Origin of the sequence: Streptomyces sp. NPDC001410, from assembly GCF_042895235.1 — a bacterium.
Classification (GTDB): domain Bacteria; phylum Actinomycetota; class Actinomycetes; order Streptomycetales; family Streptomycetaceae; genus Streptomyces.
Window position 1 is genome coordinate 171,029 of record NZ_JBIAWE010000022.1, and the last position, 22,124, is coordinate 193,152.

Annotated in this window: 16 protein-coding genes; 10 read left to right on the plus strand and 6 right to left on the minus strand. The window is 69.7% G+C overall.

What is annotated here, in order from left to right:
• Nucleotides 1-6: 6 nt before the first annotated feature.
• The 8 genes from dut to ACFY3C_RS38065 all read left to right on the plus strand — a co-directional run bounded on the left by dut (nucleotide 7) and on the right by ACFY3C_RS38065 (nucleotide 8,030).
• Complete coding sequence (gene dut, locus ACFY3C_RS38030; RefSeq protein WP_386575952.1) at nucleotides 7-558, plus strand: dUTP diphosphatase; 552 nt, start codon at nucleotides 7-9, stop codon at nucleotides 556-558.
• A gap of 1 nt (nucleotide 559) precedes the next feature.
• Nucleotides 560-1,321, plus strand: coding sequence for a DUF3710 domain-containing protein (locus tag ACFY3C_RS38035; protein ID WP_386575855.1), 762 nt, complete (start codon nucleotides 560-562; stop codon nucleotides 1,319-1,321).
• Nucleotides 1,322-1,478: 157 nt separating this feature from the next.
• Nucleotides 1,479-2,648 (plus strand): alginate lyase family protein, encoded by a 1,170-nt coding sequence (locus ACFY3C_RS38040; RefSeq protein ID WP_390774075.1) that lies wholly within the window; start codon nucleotides 1,479-1,481, stop codon nucleotides 2,646-2,648.
• 78 nt (nucleotides 2,649-2,726) lie between these two features.
• Nucleotides 2,727-3,419 carry an ABC transporter ATP-binding protein gene (locus tag ACFY3C_RS38045; RefSeq protein WP_386575854.1) on the plus strand — a complete coding sequence of 231 codons (693 nt, stop codon included), beginning with the start codon at nucleotides 2,727-2,729 and terminating at the stop codon, nucleotides 3,417-3,419.
• 126 nt (nucleotides 3,420-3,545) lie between these two features.
• On the plus strand, nucleotides 3,546-6,104 hold the full coding sequence (locus ACFY3C_RS38050; protein WP_390774076.1) for an ATP-binding protein: 2,559 nt from the start codon (nucleotides 3,546-3,548) through the stop codon (nucleotides 6,102-6,104).
• Entirely contained in the window at nucleotides 6,098-6,817 is a 720-nt protein-coding gene (locus ACFY3C_RS38055; RefSeq protein WP_390774077.1) for a response regulator, read from the plus strand. Before ACFY3C_RS38050 ends, ACFY3C_RS38055 begins: the two co-directional genes overlap by 7 nt.
• 43 nt (nucleotides 6,818-6,860) lie before the next feature.
• Nucleotides 6,861-7,259 (plus strand): OB-fold nucleic acid binding domain-containing protein, encoded by a 399-nt coding sequence (locus tag ACFY3C_RS38060; RefSeq protein ID WP_390774078.1) that lies wholly within the window; start codon nucleotides 6,861-6,863, stop codon nucleotides 7,257-7,259.
• A 3-nt stretch (nucleotides 7,260-7,262) separates the two neighbouring features.
• On the plus strand, nucleotides 7,263-8,030 hold the full coding sequence (locus tag ACFY3C_RS38065) for a DUF3159 domain-containing protein (protein WP_390774079.1): 768 nt from the start codon (nucleotides 7,263-7,265) through the stop codon (nucleotides 8,028-8,030).
• Nucleotides 8,031-8,107: 77 nt separating this feature from the next.
• Here ACFY3C_RS38065 and ACFY3C_RS38070 read toward each other — a convergent pair whose 3' ends face one another.
• Nucleotides 8,108-8,776 carry a potassium channel family protein gene (locus ACFY3C_RS38070; RefSeq protein ID WP_389169742.1) on the minus strand — a complete coding sequence of 223 codons (669 nt, stop codon included), beginning with the start codon at nucleotides 8,774-8,776 and terminating at the stop codon, nucleotides 8,108-8,110.
• A complete protein-coding gene (locus ACFY3C_RS38075; RefSeq protein WP_386575848.1) occupies nucleotides 8,776-9,447 on the minus strand; it encodes a potassium channel family protein in 672 nt (223 codons plus the stop codon). Before ACFY3C_RS38075 ends, ACFY3C_RS38070 begins: the two co-directional genes overlap by 1 nt.
• A 436-nt stretch (nucleotides 9,448-9,883) precedes the next feature.
• Here ACFY3C_RS38075 and ACFY3C_RS38080 point away from each other — a divergent pair, with 436 nt between their 5' ends.
• Nucleotides 9,884-11,932, plus strand: a complete 2,049-nt coding sequence (locus ACFY3C_RS38080; protein WP_390774080.1) for an APC family permease — start codon at nucleotides 9,884-9,886, stop codon at nucleotides 11,930-11,932.
• A gap of 129 nt (nucleotides 11,933-12,061) precedes the next feature.
• On the plus strand, nucleotides 12,062-13,390 hold the full coding sequence (locus ACFY3C_RS38085; protein ID WP_390774081.1) for a class I SAM-dependent RNA methyltransferase: 1,329 nt from the start codon (nucleotides 12,062-12,064) through the stop codon (nucleotides 13,388-13,390).
• A 211-nt stretch (nucleotides 13,391-13,601) separates the two neighbouring features.
• Here the strand turns inward: ACFY3C_RS38085 and ACFY3C_RS38090 are convergent, their stop codons facing one another.
• The 4 genes from ACFY3C_RS38090 to ACFY3C_RS38105 form a co-directional block, all read right to left on the minus strand.
• Nucleotides 13,602-14,036 (minus strand): GMC oxidoreductase, encoded by a 435-nt coding sequence (locus ACFY3C_RS38090; protein WP_390774092.1) that lies wholly within the window; start codon nucleotides 14,034-14,036, stop codon nucleotides 13,602-13,604.
• A 491-nt stretch (nucleotides 14,037-14,527) separates the two neighbouring features.
• Nucleotides 14,528-18,355 (minus strand): hypothetical protein, encoded by a 3,828-nt coding sequence (locus ACFY3C_RS38095; RefSeq protein ID WP_390774082.1) that lies wholly within the window; start codon nucleotides 18,353-18,355, stop codon nucleotides 14,528-14,530.
• A 458-nt stretch (nucleotides 18,356-18,813) separates the two neighbouring features.
• On the minus strand, nucleotides 18,814-19,656 hold the full coding sequence (locus ACFY3C_RS38100) for a hypothetical protein (protein WP_390774083.1): 843 nt from the start codon (nucleotides 19,654-19,656) through the stop codon (nucleotides 18,814-18,816).
• A gap of 432 nt (nucleotides 19,657-20,088) precedes the next feature.
• Nucleotides 20,089-21,816 carry an MFS transporter gene (locus tag ACFY3C_RS38105; RefSeq protein ID WP_390774084.1) on the minus strand — a complete coding sequence of 576 codons (1,728 nt, stop codon included), beginning with the start codon at nucleotides 21,814-21,816 and terminating at the stop codon, nucleotides 20,089-20,091.
• Between the last annotated feature and the right edge of the window lie 308 nt (nucleotides 21,817-22,124).

Sequence of the window (22,124 nt, forward strand, 5' to 3'; positions counted from 1 at the left end):
GGCCCGCTGCGCCGCGATCCCCTGAACGTGCTGATCCGCCGCGTCGACCCGGACGTACCGCTTCCGGCGTACGAGCACCCCGGGGACGCCGGAGCCGATCTGCGGACCACCGAGGCCTGCGAACTCAAGCCCGGTGAGCGGGCCGTACTGCCCACGGGAGTGTCGATCGCCCTCCCGGAGGGGTACGCGGCCTTCGTGCACCCGCGTTCCGGGCTCGCCGCCCGCTGCGGTGTCGCCCTCGTGAATGCCCCGGGGACGGTTGATGCCGGGTACCGTGGGGAGATCAAGGTGATCGTGGTGAATCTCGACCCGCGCGAGGCAGTGCGGTTCGAGCGCTTCGACCGGATTGCCCAACTGGTCGTCCAGCAGGTCGAGAGGGTCCGCTTCCAGGAGGTGGCGGAACTTCCCGGCTCGGCGCGGGCCGAAGGGGGCTTCGGGTCCACCGGTGGCCACGCCTCGGTGGGCGACGAAAGCGGCACAAGCGGTCCGGCCGCCATGGGCGGCGGGACGGGTGGGAATCGATACGCTTCGGTCGTATCCGACCGGGAAGGACAGTGACGTGTTCGGACGTCGCAAGAAGAAGGGTGCCGCCGAGGACGCGGCCGGCGAGGCCGAGCAGGTCGTCGACAGCGTCGACACCGAGGCGGACGAGGAAGAGGCCGAGCGCGAGCGCGTCCGGCTGGAGCCCGAGCCCCGGCCCGACGGGCCGTGGGACAGCAGCGAGGTGCGCGATCCGGGCGAGGGCCGCGTCGACCTCGGCGGCGTTTTCGTGCCGGGCGTCGACGGCATGGAGCTGCGGGTCGAGGTCGCCGGTGACGCGATCGTCGCGGCGACCGTCGTGCTGCGCGACAGCGCCATCCAGCTCCAGGCCTTCGCCGCGCCCAAGCGCGAGGGCATCTGGGGCGAGGTCCGCGAGGAGATCGCGGGCGGCATCACCCAGCAGGGCGGCATCGTCGACGAGGTCGAGGGTCCGCTGGGCTGGGAGCTGCGTGCCCAGGTGCCGGTGCAGCTGCCGGACGGCACCGGCGGCTTCCAGGTGGTGCGGTTCGTCGGTGTGGACGGCCCGCGCTGGTTCCTGCGCGGTGTGATCTCGGGTCAGGCCGCGGTGCAGCCGCAGGTCGCCGGCCTGCTGGAGCAGATCTTCCGGGACACCGTCGTGGTCCGCGGTGAGGGCCCGATGGCGCCCCGCGACCCGATCGTCCTCAAGCTGCCGAACGACGCCCAGATGGTTCCCGAGGGCGTCCAGCAGGAGGAGGGCTCGCGCTTCTCCGGCGGTATGGGCCAGCTGCAGCGCGGACCGGAGATCACCGAGGTCCGCTGACAACGCGACGACGAAGGGCCGTACCTCACGGGGTGCGGCCCTTTCGCATGCGCGCGCGCCGGACCCCTTGACGGCAGATTGGTCTGTACCTACGGTCTCGGCTCAACGCCTGCGTTCACAAAGGCGCTCCACGTTCACATACAAGAACGGACTTGTCATGCGCCGTACCGGTCTGCTCGCTGCCCTGGCTGCCCTGCTGCTGGGCGCCCTCACGGCACCCGCCGCCCACTCCGCCCCCACCGCCTTCGTCCATCCCGGAGTCACCGTCTCCCAGAGCCAGCTGGATTTCGCCCGCGGCAAGGTGCTGGCCGGCGCCCAGCCCTGGAAGGGCGCGTACGACCAGATGATGGCGAGCCCGTACGCCGACCTGAACCGCACGCCCAAGCCGCGGGCCACCGTGGAGTGCGGCTCCTACTCCAACCCCAACTACGGCTGCACCGACGAGCGCGAGGACGCGATCGCCGCCTACACCGACGCGCTCGCCTGGTACGTCACCCGCGACACGCGCTACGCCCAGAAGGCCATCCAGATCATGGACGCCTGGTCGGCCACCATCACCAGTCACACCAACAGCAACGCGCCCCTGCAGACCGGCTGGGCGGGCTCCTCCTGGCCCAAGGCCGCCGAGATCATCAAGTACACGTATCCGGGCGGCTGGGCCAACCAGGGCCGTTTCGCGACCATGCTCCGCAACGTCTATCTGCCGGTCGTCATCAAGGGCTCCAACTCCAACGGCAACTGGGAGCTGTCGATGATGGAGGCCGCCGTCGGCATCTCCGTCTTCCTGGAGGACAAGGCGTCGTACGACACGGCCATGGCAAAGTTCCGGACCCGCACGGCCGCGTACGTCTACCTCGCCTCCGACGGCTCCGTGCCGAAGACCGTGCCCAGCCAGAACCTCGACACCACCGCCAAGATCGTCTCCTACTGGCAGGGCCAGTCCACCTTCGTCACCGGGCTCACCCAGGAGACCTGCCGGGACTTCGTGCACACCGGGTACGGCATCTCCGCGATCTCGCACGTCGCCGAGACCAGCCGGATCCAGGGCCAGGACCTGTACGGCACCGACGTCGGCGAGCGGCTGCGGCAGGCGCTCGGCTTCCAGTCCAAGTACCAGCTCGGCGCGGCCGTCCCCAGCTGGCTGTGCGGCGGCTCCATCAAACTCGGGCTCGGGCCGGTCACCGAGGTCGGCTACAACGCCCTGCACAACCGCCTCGGCGTCGCCATGACCAACACCCAGGCGCTGACCCTGAACAACCGCCCGGCCGGCAGCAACAACCTCTTCGTCGCCTGGGAGACCCTCACCCACGGCGACAACCCGAACTGAACCGTTGAACGGCCGGGCGTCCCGCGGCGATACTGGCGCCCGGCCCACGGGCGACACGGGGGAAACGGGGGAGGCGTTGTGAGTCAGGTGCTCACCGAGACCATGGTGCGCGTCGAGGACGTCCACAAGTCGTACGGGCACGGCGCCGCCGCCGTCCACGCCCTGCGCGGGGTCTCCTTCGAGGTCCCGCGCGGCGAGCTGGTCGCCCTCAAGGGGCGCTCGGGCTCCGGCAAGACCACCCTGCTGAACATCGTCGGCGGACTCGACACCCCCGACCGGGGGCGCGTCGAGGTCGACGGGCAGGATCTGGCCGGGCTCGGCGAGGGCGGGCTGCTGGAGCTGCGCAGGGACCGGATCGGGTTCGTCTTCCAGTCCTTCGGGCTCATCCCGATCCTCACCGCCGCCGAGAACGTCGGCGTACCGCTGCGGCTGCGCCGGGCCGACCCGCGCGAGCGCGAGGAACGCGTCGACCTGCTGCTCTCCCTCGTCGGACTCGCCGACCACGCGGCCCAGCGGCCGGGCGAGCTGTCCGGCGGCCAGCAGCAGCGCGTCGCCATCGCGCGCGCCCTCGCGAACCGCCCCGCCCTGATCGTCGCCGACGAGCCCACCGGCCAGCTGGACGCCGAGACCGGCCACGCGGTCATGGAGCTGCTGCGGGCCGTCGTCCGCAGCGAGGGGGCCACCGCGCTGGTCGCCACGCACGACGCGACCCTGCTCGACCTCGCCGACCGGGTGCTGGAGCTGCGGGACGGGGAGATCGTCGAGCACTGAGGGCCTCGGCCGCCATCAGAGTTGCGTCAAAGACCCCGGTTGACCGGGCCATCGTCCCGTTTGTCCGCAACGTTGGCCGTAAGGTCGACGCTGCGTACGCAGCAGTTACCGGAAGACAATGGGGCCATGGCACGCGGCAAGCTTCGGATCTACCTCGGCGCGGCACCCGGCGTGGGCAAGACCTACGCCATGCTGTCCGAGGCGCACCGCCGGGTGGAGCGGGGCACCGACTGCGTGGTCGCCTACGTCGAGCACTACGCCCGGCCGCGCACCGAGGTGATGCTGCACGGCCTGGAGGAGATTCCACGCCGGGAGCTGGAGTACCGGGGCGCCACCTTCGGCGAGATGGACGCCGACGCGGTGCTGCGCCGCGCCCCAGCCGTCGCCCTGGTGGACGAACTCGCCCACACCAACATCCCCGGCTCCCGCAACGCCAAGCGCTGGCAGGACGTCGAGGAGCTGCTCGCGGCCGGGATCGACGTGATCTCGACCGTCAACATCCAGCACCTGGAGTCCCTCGGTGACGTGGTCGAGTCGATCACCGGGGTGCGGCAGCGGGAGACGGTGCCCGACGAGGTCGTACGGCGGGCCGACCAGATCGAACTGGTCGACATGTCGCCGGAGGCGCTGCGCCGCCGTATGGCGCACGGCAACATCTACAAGCCGGACAAGGTCGACGCGGCCCTCTCGAACTACTTCCGGCCCGGGAACCTGACCGCCCTGCGCGAGCTGGCGCTGCTGTGGGTCGCCGACCGGGTCGACGAGTACCTGACCGAGTACCGCACCGAGCACCGGGTCTCGAAGATCTGGGGTTCGCGCGAGCGGATCGTGGTCGGCCTGACCGGCGGCCCCGAGGGACGCACCCTGATCCGGCGCGCCGCACGGCTCGCCGAGAAGGGCGCAGGCGGCGAGGTCATGGCCGTCTACATAGCCCGCAGCGACGGTCTCACCTCGGCCTCCCCGAAGGAGCTGGCCGTCCAGCGCACCCTCGTGGAGGACCTGGGCGGCACCTTCCACCACGTGGTCGGCGACGACATACCTGCCGCGCTGCTGGACTTCGCCCGCGGCGTCAACGCCACCCAGATCGTCCTCGGATCCTCGCGCCGCAAGGCCTGGCAGTACGTCTTCGGGCCCGGCGTCGGCGCCACGGTCGCCCGGGAGTCCGGCCCCGACCTGGACGTCCACATCGTCACCCACGGGGAGGTCGCCAAGGGCCGCGGACTGCCCGTGGCCCGAGGTGCCCGGCTCGGCCGGACCCGGATCATCTCGGGCTGGCTGGTGGGTCTGGCCGGCCCGGCGATCCTGGCGTTGCTGCTGAACACCGTCGGCCTCGGCCTCGCCAACGACATGCTGCTGTTCCTGGCCGTCACCGTCGCCGCGGCCCTGCTCGGCGGTCTGCTGCCGGCCCTGGCCTCGGCGGCCTTCGGCTCGCTGTTGCTGAACTACTACTACACCCCGCCCCTGCACCGGCTGACCATCGCCGACCCCAAGAACATCGTCGCCATCGCGATCTTCTTCGGGGTCGCCGTGTCGGTCGCCTCGGTGGTGGACCTCGCCGCCCGGCGCACCCACCAGGCCGCCCGGCTGCGCGCGGAGTCCGAGATCCTCTCCTTCCTCGCCGGCAACGTGCTGCGCGGCGAGACCGGCCTGGAGGACCTGCTGGAGCGGGTCCGCGAGACCTTCGGCATGGAGTCCGCCGCCCTGCTGGAACGGGAGAGCGACGTCGAGCCGTGGACCTGCGCGGGCCGCGCCGGATTCGGGCCTACCCTGGAGCGGCCCGAGGACGCCGACGTCGACATGCCGATCGGCGACCACATGGCGCTCGCCCTGACCGGCCGGGTGCTGCCCGCCGAGGACCGCCGGGTGCTCGCCGCGTTCGCCGCGCAGGCCGTCGTGGTGCTGGACCGCCGGCGCCTTCAGGAGGAGGCCGACCAGGCCCGGGCGCTCGCCGAGGGCAACCGCATCCGCACCGCCCTGCTGGCCGCCGTCAGCCACGACCTGCGCACCCCGCTCGCCGCGATCAAGGCCGCCGTCTCCTCGCTGCGCTCCGACGACGTGGCCTGGTCCGAGGAGGACCAGGCGGAGCTGCTGGAGGGCATCGAGGAGGGCGCCGACCGGCTCGACCACCTCGTGGGCAACCTGCTCGACATGTCCCGGCTGCAGACCGGCACCGTCACCCCGCTCATCCGCGAGATCGACGTGGACGAGGTGGTCCCGATGGCGCTGGGCGGCGTACCCGAGGACAGCGTCGAGCTGGACATCCCCGAGACGCTGCCCATGGTCGCCGTCGACCCCGGCTTGCTGGAGCGGTCGGTGGCCAACCTGGTGGAGAACGCCGTCAAGTACAGCCCGCCCGGGGAGCGCGTCCTGGTGTCCGCCAGCGCCATAGTCGACCGCGTCGAGGTGCGGATCGTGGACCGTGGCCCCGGTGTTCCGGACGAGGCGAAGGACCGTATCTTCGAGCCCTTCCAGCGCTACGGCGACGCCCCGCGCGGCGCCGGGGTCGGCCTCGGCCTCGCGGTCGCGCGCGGCTTCGCCGAGGCCATGGGCGGCACCCTGAACGCCGAGGACACGCCGGGCGGCGGGCTCACGATGGTGCTCAGCCTCCGTGCGGCACGATCGCGTCCCGAGCCCCTCCCCCTCGGGGAGTCCAGCACAGAACCAGAAAGGCAGACCCAATGCTGAGCCCCACTGGGGGGACCCCCCAGACCCCCACGAGGGTGCTCGTGGTCGACGACGAGCCGCAGATCGTGCGCGCGCTCGTGATCAACCTCAAGGCGCGCAAGTACGAGGTCGACGCGGCCGCCGACGGCAGGACCGCCCTCGAACTCGCCGCCTCCCGCCACCCCGACGTGGTCGTCCTCGACCTGGGCCTGCCGGACATGGACGGCGTCGAGGTGATCAAGGGGCTGCGCGGCTGGACGCGTGTCCCGATCCTGGTCCTGTCCGCCCGCCACTCCTCGGACGAGAAGGTCGAGGCGCTGGACGCGGGCGCCGACGACTACGTCACCAAGCCCTTCGGCATGGACGAGCTGCTGGCCCGGCTGCGGGCCGCCGTACGCCGGGCCGAGCCGGTCGGGCAGGGCGACGACGACGTGACGACCGTGGAGACCGAGGGCTTCACCGTCGACCTTGCCGCGAAGAAGGTCAACCGCTCCGGCAAGGACGTCCGGCTCACCCCGACCGAGTGGCACCTGCTGGAGGTGCTGGTCCGCAACACCGGCCGCCTGGTCAGCCAGAAGCAGCTGCTGCAGGAGGTGTGGGGGCCGTCGTACGGGACGGAGACCAACTACCTGCGCGTCTACATGGCCCAGCTGCGCAGGAAGCTGGAGACGGACCCGTCGCACCCGAAACACTTCATGACGGAGCCGGGGATGGGGTACCGGTTCGAGAAGTGAGCTGCGCCACGGCGGTGTCGGTGGGCCCCGGTACGCTTCAGATATGACTGCTGTTCCTCGTTCCCAAAAGCCGGCCGGCCGGTTCCGGCGGATGCTCGACCGGCTCTCCACCTCGCAGGAGGATCTGGAGTCCGAGGAGCTGCGGGAAGACGCCGAGACCGCAGGATGCACCCGTATCGGTGACTGCCTGGACCGCGAGATCGTCACCGTAACTGGTACCTTGCGCACGGTCACCCTGCGGCCGCGCGCCGGAGTCCCGGCCCTGGAGGCCGAGCTGTTCGACGGCTCGGCCGCGCTGGACGTGGTGTGGCTCGGCAGGCGCTCCATCGTCGGCATAGAACCGGGGCGCAAGCTGATCGCATCGGGCCGGATCTCCATGAGCCGGGGCCGCCGGGTGCTGTTCAACCCGAAATACGAACTGCGACCCCTCGGACGGGAGTAGCCGGTGACGTCCTTCGACAAGCGGACCGAAGACACCGAACAGACTCAGTCGGACGATGCCCGCGCGGTCACCGAGGCCGCCCTGTTCGAGGCGTTCGGCGGTGTCCGCGGCATGGTCGAGACGGTCCTGCCCGGTCTCCTCTTCGTCGCGATCTTCACGGTCAACAAGGACCTGCACGTCTCGGCGATCGCCGCGCTGGCCCTGTCCCTGGTGCTGGTCGTGGTCCGGCTGGCCCTCAAGGACACCGTCAAGCACGCCTTCAGCGGTGTCTTCGGCGTAGGCTTCGGCGTCCTGTTCGCGATGTTCACGGGCAACGCCAAGGACTTCTACCTCCCCGGCATGCTCTACACGCTGGGCATGGCGCTGGCCTACATCATCACGACCCTCGCCGGTGTCCCCCTGATCGGTCTCATCCTCGGCCCGATCTTCAAGGAGAACCTCTCCTGGCGCACCCGCAATCCCGGCCGCAAGAAGGCCTATGCGAAGGCCAGTTGGGCCTGGGGCCTGATCCTGCTCGGCAAGTGCGCGATCCTCTTCCCGCTGTACTGGTGGGCCAACACCGCCCAGCTCGGCTGGGTGCTGGTCGCCCTGAAGATCCCGCCGTTCCTGCTGGCGGTCTGGCTCACCTGGGTCTTCCTCGCGAAGGCGCCCGCGCCGATCGACGTGTTCGCGGAGATGGAGGCGGAGGAGAAGGCCGAGCAGGAGCGCAAGGCCGCGCTGGCCGCCGAGGGCGGCGAGTCCACGGGCGGACGGCACCGCCGGGACGCGTAGCTGGCCGTCGTACGACGAGAAAGGGCGCCCTGGGTTCCCAGGGCGCCCTTTCTCATGGGTTCAGCTCCCGCGTGGGTTCAGCTCTCGCGCCGCACCGACAGCAGCTCCTCCAGCTGCTCCTCCCGGGCCTGCGCGGCCACGAAGAGGAGTTCGTCGCCCGGCTCCAGGGAGTCCTCCTTGGACGGGGTCAGAACGCGGGTGCCGCGGATGATCGTGACCAGCGAGGTGTCCTGCGGCCACTCCACGTCGCCGACCTGGGTGCCGGCCAGGGCCGACTCCTCCGGAAGGGTCAGCTCGACGAGGTTGGCGTCGCCGTGGCTGAAGCGGAGCAGGCGGACCAGGTCGCCGACGCTCACCGCCTCCTCGACCAGGGCGGACATCAGACGCGGCGTGGACACGGCCACGTCGACGCCCCAGGCCTCGTTGAACAGCCACTCGTTCTTGGGGTTGTTCACCCGGGCGACGACGCGCGGAACGCCGTACTCCGTCTTCGCGAGCAGCGAGATGACCAGGTTGACCTTGTCGTCGCCGGTCGCGGCGATCACCACGTTGCAGCGCTGCAGCGCCGCCTCGTCCAGGGACGTGATCTCACAGGCGTCGGCCAGCAGCCACTCCGCCTGCGGCACCCGCTCCACCGAGATGGCGGTCGGTGCCTTGTCGATGAGCAGGACCTCGTGGCCGTTCTCCAGCAGCTCGCCCGCGATCGAGCGGCCGACGGCGCCGGCTCCGGCAATGGCGACCCTCATCAGTGACCGCCCTCCTCTTCCGGGCCCGCGGCGAATGCCGCTTCGACCTTGTCGACGTCGTCCGCCCGCATCATCACGTGGACGAGGTCGCCCTCCTGCAGCACCGTCTGCGAGGTGGGCAGGATGGCCTCGCCCAGGCGGGTCAGGAACGCCACGCGGACGCCCGTCTCCTCCTGCAGCTTGCTGATCTTGTGGCCGACCCACTTCGGGGAGGCGTGCACCTCGGCGAGCTGGACGCCGCCGGTGGGGTCGCGCCACAGGGGCTCGGCGCCCGAGGGCAGCAGGCGGCGCAGCATCTGGTCGGCCGTCCAGCGGACCGTGGCCACGGTGGGGATGCCCAGGCGCTGGTAGACCTCGGCCCGGCGCGGGTCGTAGATACGGGCGGCCACGTTCTCCACGCCGAACATCTCGCGGGCAACGCGCGCGGAGATGATGTTGGAGTTGTCGCCGCTGGAGACGGCGGCGAAGGCGCCGGCCTCCTCAATGCCCGCCTCGCGCAGGGTGTCCTGGTCGAAGCCGACTCCGGTGACCCGGCGGCCACCGAACCCGGGGCCCAGTCGGCGGAAGGCGGTGGGGTCCTGGTCGATCACGGCGACCGTGTGTCCCCGTTGCTCCAGGGTCTGGGCAAGAGCGGAACCCACTCTTCCGCAGCCCATGATGACGATGTGCACGACCGTCCTTCCGGTGTCCAAAAGTTACTGCTCAGCATCAGGGTCTCAGACCGACGCCCAAAGCTACACACGAGTGGTTCGGGGCGGGCACCCCTGTGCCGAGGTTTCCCACGATCACCGGCTGTGAACACCCGACGACTGTCGTTCCGCGTCCCTCACCTGCGGGTGGCCGACGGCGCCGACCGGCGAGTGATGCTGCGCACGCTGAACAGGGTCAGGATTCCGAGGCCCACCAGGGCGACCGTGGCCCCGATCAGCTCTGCGGTCGCGGGCATGGGACCTCCGAAGTGCGATGACAGGCGGGGTCTGCCATCTAGACACGGAGGGCGTGTGAACCACGGAATCCGCACTTCCGTACGCCCGTGATTTCACTCATGAGGCAGAACCGGGACGCCGGGTGGGCGACTGTCTGTTCGAAGGCCTACGATCCTCTGTCGTGTCCAAACTGACCGACGTGCCCAAACGGATCCTGATCGGGCGCGCACTGCGCAGTGACCGGCTGGGCGAAACGCTCCTGCCGAAGCGCATCGCACTCCCCGTCTTCGCCTCCGACCCGCTGTCCTCCGTCGCCTACGCGCCGGGCGAGGTCCTGCTGGTCCTGTCCATCGCGGGCGTGTCGGCCTACCACTTCAGCCCCTGGATCGCGGTTGCGGTCATCGTGCTGATGTTCACGGTCGTCGCCTCGTACCGGCAGAACGTCCACGCCTACCCGAGCGGCGGCGGTGACTACGAGGTCGCCACCACCAACCTCGGCTCCAAGGCCGGCCTCACCGTCGCGAGCGCGCTCCTCGTCGACTACGTCCTGACCGTCGCCGTCTCGATCGCCTCCGGCATCGAGAACCTCGGCTCGGCGGTCCCCTTCGTGGTGCAGCACAAGGTGCTCTGCGCCGTCGCCGTGATCGTCCTGCTGACGCTGATGAACCTGCGCGGCGTGAAGGAATCGGGCAAGCTCTTCGCGATCCCGACGTACGTCTTCGTCGGCGGCGTCTTCATCATGATCGCGTGGGGCGCGTTCCGCGGCCTGGTCCTCGGCGACACCATGCTGGCGCCCACCGCCGACTACCACATCAAGGCCGAACACCAGGGCCTCGCGGGCTTCGCCCTCGTCTTCCTGCTGCTGCGCGCCTTCTCCTCCGGCTGTGCCGCGCTCACCGGTGTGGAGGCCATCTCCAACGGCGTCCCGGCCTTCCGCAAGCCCAAGTCGAAGAACGCGGCGACCACGCTGGCGATGATGGGCCTGCTGGCTGTGACCATGTTCTGCGGCATCATCGCGCTCGCCATGGTGACCAAGGTCCGCATGGCCGAGAACCCGGCCACCGACCTGATCCACAACGGCGTCGCGCTCGGCTCGGGCTACGTCCAGAACCCGGTGATCTCCCAGGTCGCCGAGGCGGTGTTCGGCAAGGGCAGCTTCCTGTTCATCGTGCTCGCGGCGGCCACCGCCCTGGTCCTGTTCCTGGCGGCCAACACGGCGTACAACGGCTTCCCGCTGCTCGGCTCGATCCTCGCCCAGGACCGCTACCTGCCGCGCCAGCTGCACACCCGCGGCGACCGCCTCGCCTTCTCCAACGGCATCGTGCTGCTCGCCGGCGCGGCGGCCCTGCTGACGGTCATCTACGGCGCCGACTCCACGCGCCTGATCCAGCTGTACATCGTCGGCGTGTTCGTGTCCTTCACGCTCAGCCAGACCGGCATGGTCAGGCACTGGAACCGCCACCTGGCGACGGAGCGCGACCAGGCCAAGCGCCGCCACATGGTCCGCTCCCGCGCGATCAACGCGTTCGGCGCCTTCTTCACCGGCCTGGTGCTGGTCGTCGTCCTGGTCACGAAGTTCACGCACGGCGCCTGGGTGGCCCTGCTCGGCATGTGCATCTTCTACGCGACGATGACCGTGATCCGGAAGCACTACGACCGCGTCGCCGAGGAGATCGCGGCCCCCGAGGGCCCGACCGACGACAGTGTCCGCCCCTCCCGCGTCCACTCGGTCGTCCTCATCTCCAAGATCCACCGCCCCACCCTGCGCGCCCTGGCCTACGCCAAGCTGATGCGCTCGGACACGCTTGAGGCGCTCACCGTCAACGTCGACCCGGCGGAGACCAAGGCGCTGCAGGACGAGTGGGAGCGGCGCGGCATCGACGTACCGCTGAAGGTCCTCGACTCGCCGTACCGCGAGATCACGCGGCCGATCATCGAGTACGTCAAGGGCCTGCGCAAGGAGTCCCCGCGCGACGCGGTCTCCGTGATCATCCCCGAGTACGTGGTCGGCCACTGGTACGAGCATCTGCTGCACAACCAGAGCGCCCTGCGCCTGAAGGGCCGCCTGCTGTTCACGCCGGGCGTGATGGTGACCTCCGTCCCCTACCAGCTGGCCTCCTCCGAGGCGGCCAAGCTGCGCGCCCGCAAGCGGCAGGAGTGGAACGCGCCGGGCGCGGTGCGGCGTGGTCCGGCGACGGAGCGGCCGAAGGAGCCGGCGGTCAAGGACTGAGCGTCCTCCGGCGTCAAAGGAAGGCCGTAGACTGGTGGGCTGTTGTCAGGCCCACCGGCTGCGGCCGCTTCCTTTTCCTTCCAGAAGCACCGTTCCCGACTTCCCTTCCCGATCTGGAGTCACCCCACCATGCAGGCAGAACCGACCAAGTCTCTGGTGGGCGAGGAGTACGAGGTCGAGATCGGCCCCGTCGCCCACGGCGGCCACTGCATCGCCCGTACCTCCGAGGGCCAGGTGCTGTTCGTCCGGCACGGGCTGCCCGGCGAGCGGGTGGTGGCCCGGGTGACCGAGGGCGAGGAGGGCGCGCGCTTCCTGCGGGCGGACGCCGTCGAGATCCTGGAGGCCTCCAAGGACCGCGTCGAGGCTCCCTGCCCCTTCGCCGGCCCCGGCCGCTGCGGCGGCTGCGACTGGCAGCACGCCAAGCCGGGTGCCCAGCGCCGGCTGAAGGGCGAGGTGATCGCCGAGCAGCTCCAGCGGCTCGCGGGCCTCACGCCCGAGGAGGCGGGCTGGGACGGCACGGTGATGCCGGCCGAGGGCGACAAGCTCCCGGCGGGTCAGGTCCCGCAGTGGCGGACGCGCGTGCAGTACGCGGTCGACACCGAGGGCCACGCGGGCCTGCGCCGCCACCGCTCGCACGAGGTCGAGCGGATCGACCACTGCATGATCGCCGCTGCCGGTGTGACCGAACTGGGCATCGAGAAGCGCGACTGGACCGGCATGGAGTCGGTCGAGGCGATCGCGGCGACCGGCTCGCAGGACCGCCAGGTGATCCTGACCCCGAGGCCCGGCGCCCGCCTCCCGATCGTCGAACTGGACAAGCCGGTGTCGGTGATGCGGGTCGACGAGAAGGACGGCGGTGTGCACCGCGTCCACGGCCGCCCCTTCGTCCGCGAGCGCGCCGACGGCCGCACCCACCGGGTCGGCAGCGGCGGCTTCTGGCAGGTCCACCCGAAGGCGGCGGACACCCTGGTGACGGCGGTCATGCAGGGCCTGCTGCCCCGCAAGGGCGAGATGGCCCTGGACCTCTACTGCGGCGTGGGCCTCTTCGCCGGCGCCCTGGCCGACCGCCTCGGCGAGAAGGGCGCGGTCCTGGGCATCGAGTCCGGCAAGCGCGCGGTCGAGGACGCGCGCCACAACCTGGCCGACTTCCCCCGGGTCCGCATCGAACAGGGCAAGGTCGAGTCGGTCCTCCCGCGCACCGGCATCACCGAGGTCGACCTCATCGTCCTCGACCCGCCCCGCGCCGGCGCCGGCCGCAAGACGGTCGAACACCTCTCCTCCCTCGGCGCCCGCCGCATCGCCTACGTCGCCTGCGATCCCGCTGCGCTGGCCCGGGATCTGGCGTACTTCCGCGAGGGCGGGTACCGGGTGCGGACGCTTCGGGCGTTCGATCTGTTTCCGATGACGCATCACGTGGAGTGCGTGGCGATTCTGGAGCCTGCCTCCAAGAGCCTCTGACCTGCTGGTTCTCTGGTTCCTCGCATCCCGGGAGGGCGGAGCCGACCTGTTTTCCAGGGGACATGACGTGGAACCTTCCGCGAGTCCGGAGAGCAGGCCTTGCCTGCGGCTTTGTCGAGCGGTGAGTGGGGTGGCGGGTGCCCTCCGCTGATTGTGCCGGGACGAGGGAATGCCGCCCTGACGCTCGTTTGACGCTGTTTCCGACGGAGTGTCAGGTACGCGTTCCCGTGACAGTTCCGGCGCTGCGGGAACCGCTCTGGCCGACCGGCGTGCTGTGCTCCGCCGCCGAGTCCAGGTGGTCGAAGAGTGCGCGGGCACCTCGGACGGCGAGGGCGACGGATGTCAGCGTGGGGTTGCGAGCGGTGGCGGTGGGGATGACGTTGTTGCCAGCGACCCACAATACGCGGGTGTTCCAGACGCGGCTGTGGTTGTCGCAGACGCCTGTGCCGTCGTCGGCGGGACCCAGTTGAGGTAGCGACCCAGCGCGGGCGGGCGGATGCCGGAGGCGTACAGCAGACGTACGACGTCGGGGTCCCAGGTGGCGCCCAGGCGCGGGTGCGGTCCGTTGCAGCGTGGTGTGCGGTGACGACGTCGTCGGGGAGGCATGGATGATCTGCGGCGCAGGAACAGGGCTTCGGTCGGACATCTGGACGCGCTCGTCCGGTGCACCCGATGCAGTGTCCCGTTGATGACCTGGCGGTGGTCCCGCCACCGGCCACACCGCCCGTCACTCACCGGCAGGAGCGGTTCCTCGCCGCCACCTCCCAGAAGCGCAGCCCCGATCGACGCCTCTTCCCCGACTGTTGGGGCATGGCCGGCGGCCTCGTCGAGCCCGGCGAGACTTCGCTGGACACCCTTGTACAAGAAGCCGAATAAGACACCGGTTGGTGTCTGCGCCGGATACGGCGCCTGATCGGGATCGCCACCTGGACCGGCGGTGGCGGCACACGGCACGAGGCCGACTACCTTGTCGAAGTCGGTGGCGACCTGGACCACCCTGTCCTGGAATGGTCCAAGCACACCGCCTACGACTGTTCGGACCCGAGGACCTCCCTCGCCTTAAGGAGGACCGAACCCCTGGCGAATACCTCGTCCACGACCTGATCGCGAAGGCTCTACAAGATCGAACGTCGGGCTCTAGTACCCGAGCCCGACGTTCGGGTTCGGATGAGGCTCGGGTGGCTGTGGGCAGAGCTGCTTCACCGCGGACCGTAGTTCCTCCCCGCAGAGATGCTGGGACAGCCCGGTCTCGCTGATCATCTTTCGCAGTGCTCCGGCGATCTTCGGAGTTGCGAGGTGGTCGCGCAGGATCGGGGAACGTGCCGCTTCGCGGCACAGCAGCGTGAGGAGTTCGGGGCTCGCCTCGGTGGCCGCGTGCCAGTGGGTGGGGAGTGGACCGTCGGCAGGAAGGAGGCCGGTCCGCGCGGCGGCGATCAGGGCCATACAGGTCTCCTGGGGATGCCAGTGCTGTGTGCTGCCGGACCCTGCGTAGGAGTCCACGGCCTCCACGACCGTCGTGGTGGACCACTCTGTGCGCGGCAACCACGCCGCCGCCCAGGCAACGGCGGCCGGATGGGCCACGGTGTTGGGCGGCAGCGCAGGGACCACATCCGGGAGAAAACGAAGGCCGGAGCACTCGTGCAGTGCCTGGGCCGCCCACCCGATGCTGTTCCAGTGCGTTTCGGCGTCCACCGCCAGGTGCCGTTCTGCCACCTGCTTGACGAGCCGTGCCACCGCTGGGGCCAGAGAGTCAGTGGATCTGTTCGTGAGCCGGGCCACCTTCAGCAGTTTGCTCGCCTGGTGGAGCCCCAACGCATTCGCCAGGAGGTCGGCGGACAAGCCGTCCACGTAACCGAGGATGTCGTCGAACCCATCACTCTGACCGGTCAGCCACAGCGCCTGCAGCAGGCCGGGGACTTGCTGCAGATCCGGCCGGAGACCCAGCCGGAGCCGGTTGAGCAACCGATCGATGTTGACGCTGGTGGCCAGTTGCTCACCCCACTGCGGCTCCCACATGTGGGCGAGCGTCAGCATCTCGGTGACGGCCCGGGGACTGGCGAGGAGGTGCATCGTGGCCTCCCAGCGAGTGGTGAGCAGGGTGTACATCCACTCGGTCTCCTCGGTGCGGTTGGTCACCCCGAGTCGGGCCAGGGCGCGCCCCACCATTCCCTGGGTTACCGGGTCCTGGTCGAACTTGAAGACATCGATGAGTGTCCACCAGCGCCTGCGCTCGTTCCGCAGCGCGGCGAGTTCGGCCTTGCCGAGTCCTGGCTTGCAGCGCTCCACCTCACTCAGCAACTCGGCTGTGAGCGGGGGGTGCACCACGCTGCGGAGAAGAAGTTCTCGCAGATGGGAGAGGTCCTGTCCGCCATGTGGCCGGCTCAGGAAGTCCACGGTCATGGCCGCTTCGGCCGGGTCCAGCTTGCGTAGCTGGCCGAGCGCCGTGACGAAGGCGCCGATACTGCGGCCGACTCGCAGACGCTCGGCCCAGTTCCAGCGGGGGTTCTGCCGTTTGAAGTGGCCGAGCACCAGAGCGGTCGCCGCGACTTCGCCGCCGGCCCGCAGGGTGTCGGCCATGACTTGCAGTTTCTGTGCGGTGTTGCTCGCGGTGTTCAGGAGCGGACTGCGCACGGCCTTGTCCAATTCGAGCTGCTTGGCGAAGTCCGCGCCGATGTCGGGTACCAGCGCGCGCCCCAGCCGATGGGTGTGCACCATGCTCTCTGGGTCGAGCGCGACTTGGGACATTCGGTCGCGCAGCACCTTCCGGTCCAGTCGTTCCGCCAGCTTCTGGAGGAACTGCTGGCCGAAGTAGTCATCCTGGATCAGGAGCATGGCCAGTCGCGGACCCCAAGGGCGGGCTGTGCCGCGCTGTGCGTGGATGCTGGACACGACGAGGTCGAGCGCCGCATCCTCGATCGCCTGCCGATAGTCCGCGCCCGACTCCCACAAGCCGTGCAGCAGGTGGTAGACGATGGCGGGCCGGCGTTCTCGCCTCATGACGTTCTCGACGAAATCCTGACCGATCTCGCAGGCCAGGCGGTAACCGAACCGTTCCTTGGTGTCGCAGTAGAGGTCGTCGACGCGGCTGACGCTGCTGAGGAGCATGCCCGCGCCGCGCACGTCCTCGAAGCTGCGAACCGACTTGGCCAGCTCGCGGGCCAAGCCGGCGTCAGCCACCAGGGCGCCGTCCCGGTTCTCCTGGTAGAGCAGTGTCCGGAGAGTGCCGCCATGGATGTTCCGCACGGTCGAGATGAGGATGGCCGCCTCCGCGGGCGGTGCCGCCTTCACCACGGGAACCAGTGTGCGGCCGAACTTCAGATGGTTGAGGAGACGGTTGCTGAACCCGCGGTTGCTCTGCGACAGGTCGTGCAGGGCCTGACTTATCTGGATGGCGTCCGAGTACGCCAGAGCCGCTTGGAGTTGCGTCTTGTACTGCTCGATGAGCTCGTCCCAGTCCTGAGCACCGTCGAAGTGCAACCGCAGCGACAGCCAGGACAGGATGGCGGCGAGGGACCTGTCCCGGGTGGGACGTGCCTCCAGGAGGAACTGCGCCGGTTTGAACAGCGGGCGCAGTGCCGACGCGGGTTGGTCGTCCCGGGCCTGACGTGACTTGGCGAAGATCAGGTCGTCCATGCGCCGTACGGCGATGAGGTCCCGGTGACGAGCGGGATCGGCACCTTGGACGAGGTCGTCGGCGCGCTGTTCGAGCCACTCGCAGACCGTCCCGGCCGGTGTGGTGCCCTCACCGGCCAGCTTCAGCAGGGCATTGACGAGGTGGTACCGCTCCGTGAGGGTGGAGGACCGGGCGAGGACCGTGTCCAGGCCGCCCTCCGGCTCCCCTACCCAGGTAACGAGGTTCGGCAACACGTTCTGGGGCAGCCGGAACTCGTCGTCCCACATCGCGGTGAGCGCGAGTGTCACATCACGCACCGTCAGATCCGCTACGGAGCGAACTCGTTTGAGGACCGCCGGGAGTGCGGCGGCGGTCCAGTCGGCATCGCTGTTGCGTCGGCAGAGCCGCAGCAGAGTGAGGGCCTTGGGCGGGTGCGCGGTCGCCGTCCAGTCGGTGATCGCACGGCGTACCGAGGCCAGTTCCAGTAGCCGCGCGAGCTGTTCCGGCGCGTAGGCGGCGCACTTGCGCAGCAGGGCGTCGAGTCGCTGGTGGTTGTCCTCCCGGAGGAGGACCAGGACGTATGGTTCGAGATGGGTGGGAAGGGCGTCCAGTCCCTCGGGGCTCGCACAGGCGATCACCGCCTCGGCCCGGACGGTGCTGGGGATCCTCATCAGGTCCTCGTGGACGACCACGGCGAGGGCCGCGCGGGTTTCCTCGGGGATGGCCGCCACATGGGCGGACGGGACCCCTTCGTCGAGCCATGACACCGCGGCGAGCCGGTAAACCGCGGCCCGGGCGTCGGCGTCGAGGCCGTCGCAGGCGGACTGCGCCCGCGCCCGCACCAGTTCGACTCCCAGGCCCCGCTCCGGCAGCGCCGGAGCGGACTTGTCGGCCGGTTTTTCCCGCAGCAGATCGCCCAGCAGACGCAGGTCCCCCTGGCACGCCTCGACCGCCAGGCCGACGGCCGCCGTGTCGTCGGCCCGGACCCGGTACTCCCTGGGCGCCCGGCGGATCATCTGGTGGGCCAGGTCGGGCACCTCCTCCGGTGCCACCACGGTGACATAGGAGGTCACGCCGTGGTTGTCCCAGCGGTTGGCCGCTCCGTCGACGAAATGGGTCAGCGCGAGGACACCCGTCTTGAGCTCGCTGAGGGACTCCAGCGCCTCGCCGACGTTGCCGTCCTCCAGGGCGTGCAGGTCCTCCAGAACGACCAGCACCTTCCGGCGGGTGCTGTCGGCGCCGGTGGTGGTGAGTGCGGCGCGGACCACCGCAAGCAGCTCGCCGTCCGAGGGCAGTTGGCGGCGGTCGGGCGACAGCACCACGGTCTGCCAGCCGGCGCTCTCCAGCAACATCGCCGAAGACCCGGAGTTACGGATCCCGGACTGGATCACCCGGGACAGCGGCGCACCGAGCGGCTCGGGAGGCCGGCGGGCCGGGCCGTGATTCCCGATGTCTTGATGGTAGATAACCGCTACATGTGAACGACTTGACGTAACATCAGGCGCCGCACTTGTACGACGTGCCCTCTATCCACCGAACCTCGTACGTCGAGCCGGGAGACTGCGGCTTGTCGGTTCCCATCCCGCCCACCGTGGCCCCAGGCGAAGTCGAGTGGCAGGAGTCGACGGCTCACCTGTCCAGCCTGGGCGCGGTGGGGACGGCGCAGGTCCTCCAGACGATCGAGTGCCGTCTGCTACTCGGTCGTCCGGCGGGCCTTGCGCTCAAGGACTGCGCACTTCGTCTCACACAGGACGGACGGAGACGCCAACCCGTGCCTGCCGGCCTCCCGCTGAGGTCGACGCACCGGTTGTCACGGTGTGTCGGGTCGGGACTCGTAGTGCAGGCTGTAAAAACGGCCGTTCTCTTCGCACCCTGTAGGGTCGCCACCCAGCGCGCGTACCGCCGCGATCGCATAGTGCTGTTCCCGCTCGTCGGTGAAGAGGCGCTGTGGATAGGTGCGGGAGACATCGACGGTGGTATTCAGACCGTGTACGGCCAATGTCCGTTCGATCGGCTGGTACGACACCGTCCGCAGCACGAACGCGCTGACCCACACCGGTCTGCGGGCGCCGTCCAGCAGTGCCGTGAACGTTCGGGCGGTGATATAGCTGCCGCCGCCTGTCAATGTGATGAGGCCGACCTCGGCGAGCGCGCGGCTCAGCCTGGGGCTGGGTGAGCCCTGTTCCAGGTCGTCGGTGAAAGCGGCGTCCAGCAGACCCACCTCGAGCGCGTACTGCACGGCGGGGGCCGAGACGTCCAGGCCGAACACCGGCACTGGGTCCGGCCGGCGCCGCGCGGCATAGAACTCCTTGTCGGATGCGGTCAGTTCATCCGTCGACATCGTCTGGGTACCAGGGTAGGTGTACCGTTCATGCATCTCTGCCAGCGTCACGTCGTGGTTGAGCAGCGCGGCGTTGATCCCGTAGGAGCAGCACACGTCCAGTACCGCCGGCCCGTGGGCGCAGCCGTCATCGAGCGCGGCCCGTTCGGTGGCAGCCTGCCGGAAGACCGGCTGGGCATGGTGCGGGATCTCGTACTCCAGCGGCGCCAGCCGCCTGAAGTACGCGCGGGGGTCCGGCCGGCCGTAGATGTCGTCGAACCGTGACTTGCCGCCCTCCACGCCCTCGGTACCGTCAGAGCCGGGTCTGGCCATGCCGCACTCCTCCTCGCACGACGCATCCGTACCTCCATCTTGTCTCGTCTCATCCGCTCGAAATGTCTGCCACACCGGGGGCCCCGGTGCCCAGCGGGCGGTCATGCCCAGCTCATCAGTGGGGCGGGCTTCGCTGAACCGGCCAGAGCTGCGGCCTGTCCCCCTGGGTTGAAATGAGCCCGGCGCCGTGGAATAGGGACGGCACTGGTGCGACGGTCTCCGCCAGTTCTTCGAGGCCGCTGCGAGGGCGGATGACGCGATGCTTGTTCGCCGGACTGACGGGCCAGGGCCGCAGCGAGACCTCAGCTCGGGAAGCGCGGGCACGGCATGGGCACGGGCATCGAAGACCGGGGCGAGGTTGCCCGGCGCAGCCGATGCTCGCCCTCGGCCGTGGCGCCGCTCTACCGGCGGAATGGTGCAGACAGGCGAGCCCTACTGGCCTTGTGAAGGGGTTTCACGTCCCGGGCCTGTTGCTGTCGCGGTCCCGGCACGAACGGGAAGACGCAGTGACATCAGCCAGCCGCCGGCAGCCAGTGTGGCCATGCCGGTGGCCGACACGGTCAGCGCTTGCTCCCTGGCACGTGCGTTGATCCGTACGAGCCCGTCGGCCGCGGCACCCGTGATGCCCCGTGACATCGCCCTGGCCCGCAGGGCGTCGTCGGACACGGCCGTGATCTGGACCTGGTGCTCCAGGGCCCGCGTCACCAGCTCCTTCTGGGCGGTGGAAAGGGCTCTGCTGTCGTTCACCCCGGCCTCGAACCCGTACAGCAGCGATGTGGTCATCAAGGCACCGGCGAGCGCGACTCCGAACGAACTTCCCAGATAGCCGGCCGCGTAGGAGAGCCCTGTCACGTCGCTCACCTCGTCCCGGTCAGGCGCTGACTGGACGAGGTCGGTGAGCGTCGTGGCCATGCCCCGGCCGAGCCCGATGAGGAGGATGCCCGGCGCGAGTGCCAGGCCCACCGCCGCCACTCCCTGTGCACGCGGACTGAACAGGACGGCGACAGCGACGCAACCGACGCCCATGCAGACGAACGCCCCCATCGCAGCGGCGCGGTGGGTCATCCTCCCCTGCCCGATGCGCCGGGCGGTCGGCGGGGCGGCCGTCATCAGCCCCAACGCAATCGGGAGCAGCACGACTCCGCAGTGCAGTGCGCCGAATCCAAAGGTCGTCTGCAGGAAGACCGGCACCAGGAAGAGCATGCCGTTGGGCACCAGGATCAGCATCAGCTGGGTCGAGATCCCGGTCCGGACGGTGCGGTTCTGCAGCACCGTCACACGGACCAGCGGATCCCTTCCGCTCTTGACGAGACGCAGCTCCCATCCGGCAAAGGCGGCCAGAAAGATCAGCCCTATGCCCGACAGGACGGGAACGGGTGACAGACCGCCACGCTCCAACAGCGTATGGCCGAGCACCGCGAAATCCTGCCGGGCCTTCAGCAGGCCGTACCGCCCCGCGAACAGAGCCGCGACGACCAGCAGAACCAGTCCTGTCGTGGACAGCAGCACCCCGAGGGCATCGAAGCGCTGGCCCGGGTGTCCCGGGAATGGCCCGGCATCGACCGTATGCCGTATGAGCCATGTCCCGGCCAGGGTGATCACGGCTCCGAGCAGGAACGACATGCGCCAGGTCAGGTAGTTGGTGATCAGGCCGCCCAGAACGGGACCGGCCGCCGCACCGATCCCGGACGTCATGGCCAGGGTTGACAGCACCTTGGTACGTACGGCCCCGGCGAAGGTCTCGGTGAGCATCGCCATCAGCGACGGAAGCATCAGCGCGACCCCGAGCCCCTGGAGTACGGACCAGCCGAGCAGCAAGAACGGCAGGCTTGGGGCGAGGGCGCTGATCAGCGCCCCCAGGGCAAAGGTTCCGCCGCCGGCGACGAAGGCCCGTCGGTACCCGTGGCGTCTGCCGAGCTTGCTGCCGCTGATCACGAACGCGGCCACCACCAGGGCGTACAGCGAAATCGCCGACTGCACGCCGGTCAGCGTGGTGTGCAGGTCCCCGACGAGCGCTGACAGGGCCACGTTCATGGCGGTGGCGGTGTAGTTGATCAGCAGGTTCTCGGTGGCGAGGACGAAGAACAGCGTCCTGGCGGCCGACGATGCACCCCCTTCGAACGGTCCCCTGATCCGCCGCGCCCGGTTTCGCTCATGCACGAATGCGTCCTGACGTTCGATCCGTCCGCCCCAGGCAGGCCCGTTGCTGCCAGGACCGGCCTCCGTTTCCGACTCCCCGCTTCAGGGTGCACGCCGTGCGCACCGCAAGGGTTGCGGGACGCGCCAACACAGACCCGAGCGGGCGACACGGCCCGCCGTCCAGCCCTCGCCGGGCTGCCGGGATGCATCCGCGCCCGTCTTCGACGGGGCGATGGCCGTGGAGGCGCTGTCGGTGGCCGCGCCAGGTGGTCGCTTCCGCCCGCACTAGTCGGCCTTGGCCGTACACACCGCCGCCCCGGAATTGTCCC

Bases quoted from the DNA above. Each gene is read 5' to 3' on its own strand.
- ACFY3C_RS38040 (WP_390774075.1), top strand. From the start codon at position 1,479: ATGCGCCGTACCGGTCTGCTCGCTGCCCTGGCTGCCCTGCTGCTGGGC.
- ACFY3C_RS38050 (WP_390774076.1), top strand. From the start codon at position 3,546: ATGGCACGCGGCAAGCTTCGGATCTACCTCGGCGCGGCACCCGGCGTG.
- ACFY3C_RS38055 (WP_390774077.1), top strand. From the start codon at position 6,098: ATGCTGAGCCCCACTGGGGGGACCCCCCAGACCCCCACGAGGGTGCTC.
- ACFY3C_RS38060 (WP_390774078.1), top strand. From the start codon at position 6,861: ATGACTGCTGTTCCTCGTTCCCAAAAGCCGGCCGGCCGGTTCCGGCGG.
- ACFY3C_RS38070 (WP_389169742.1), bottom strand. From the start codon at position 8,776: ATGAGGGTCGCCATTGCCGGAGCCGGCGCCGTCGGCCGCTCGATCGCG.
- ACFY3C_RS38085 (WP_390774081.1), top strand. From the start codon at position 12,062: ATGCAGGCAGAACCGACCAAGTCTCTGGTGGGCGAGGAGTACGAGGTC.
- ACFY3C_RS38090 (WP_390774092.1), bottom strand. From the start codon at position 14,036: ATGTCCGACCGAAGCCCTGTTCCTGCGCCGCAGATCATCCATGCCTCC.
- ACFY3C_RS38095 (WP_390774082.1), bottom strand. From the start codon at position 18,355: ATGTTGCTGGAGAGCGCCGGCTGGCAGACCGTGGTGCTGTCGCCCGAC.
- ACFY3C_RS38100 (WP_390774083.1), bottom strand. From the start codon at position 19,656: ATGGCCAGACCCGGCTCTGACGGTACCGAGGGCGTGGAGGGCGGCAAG.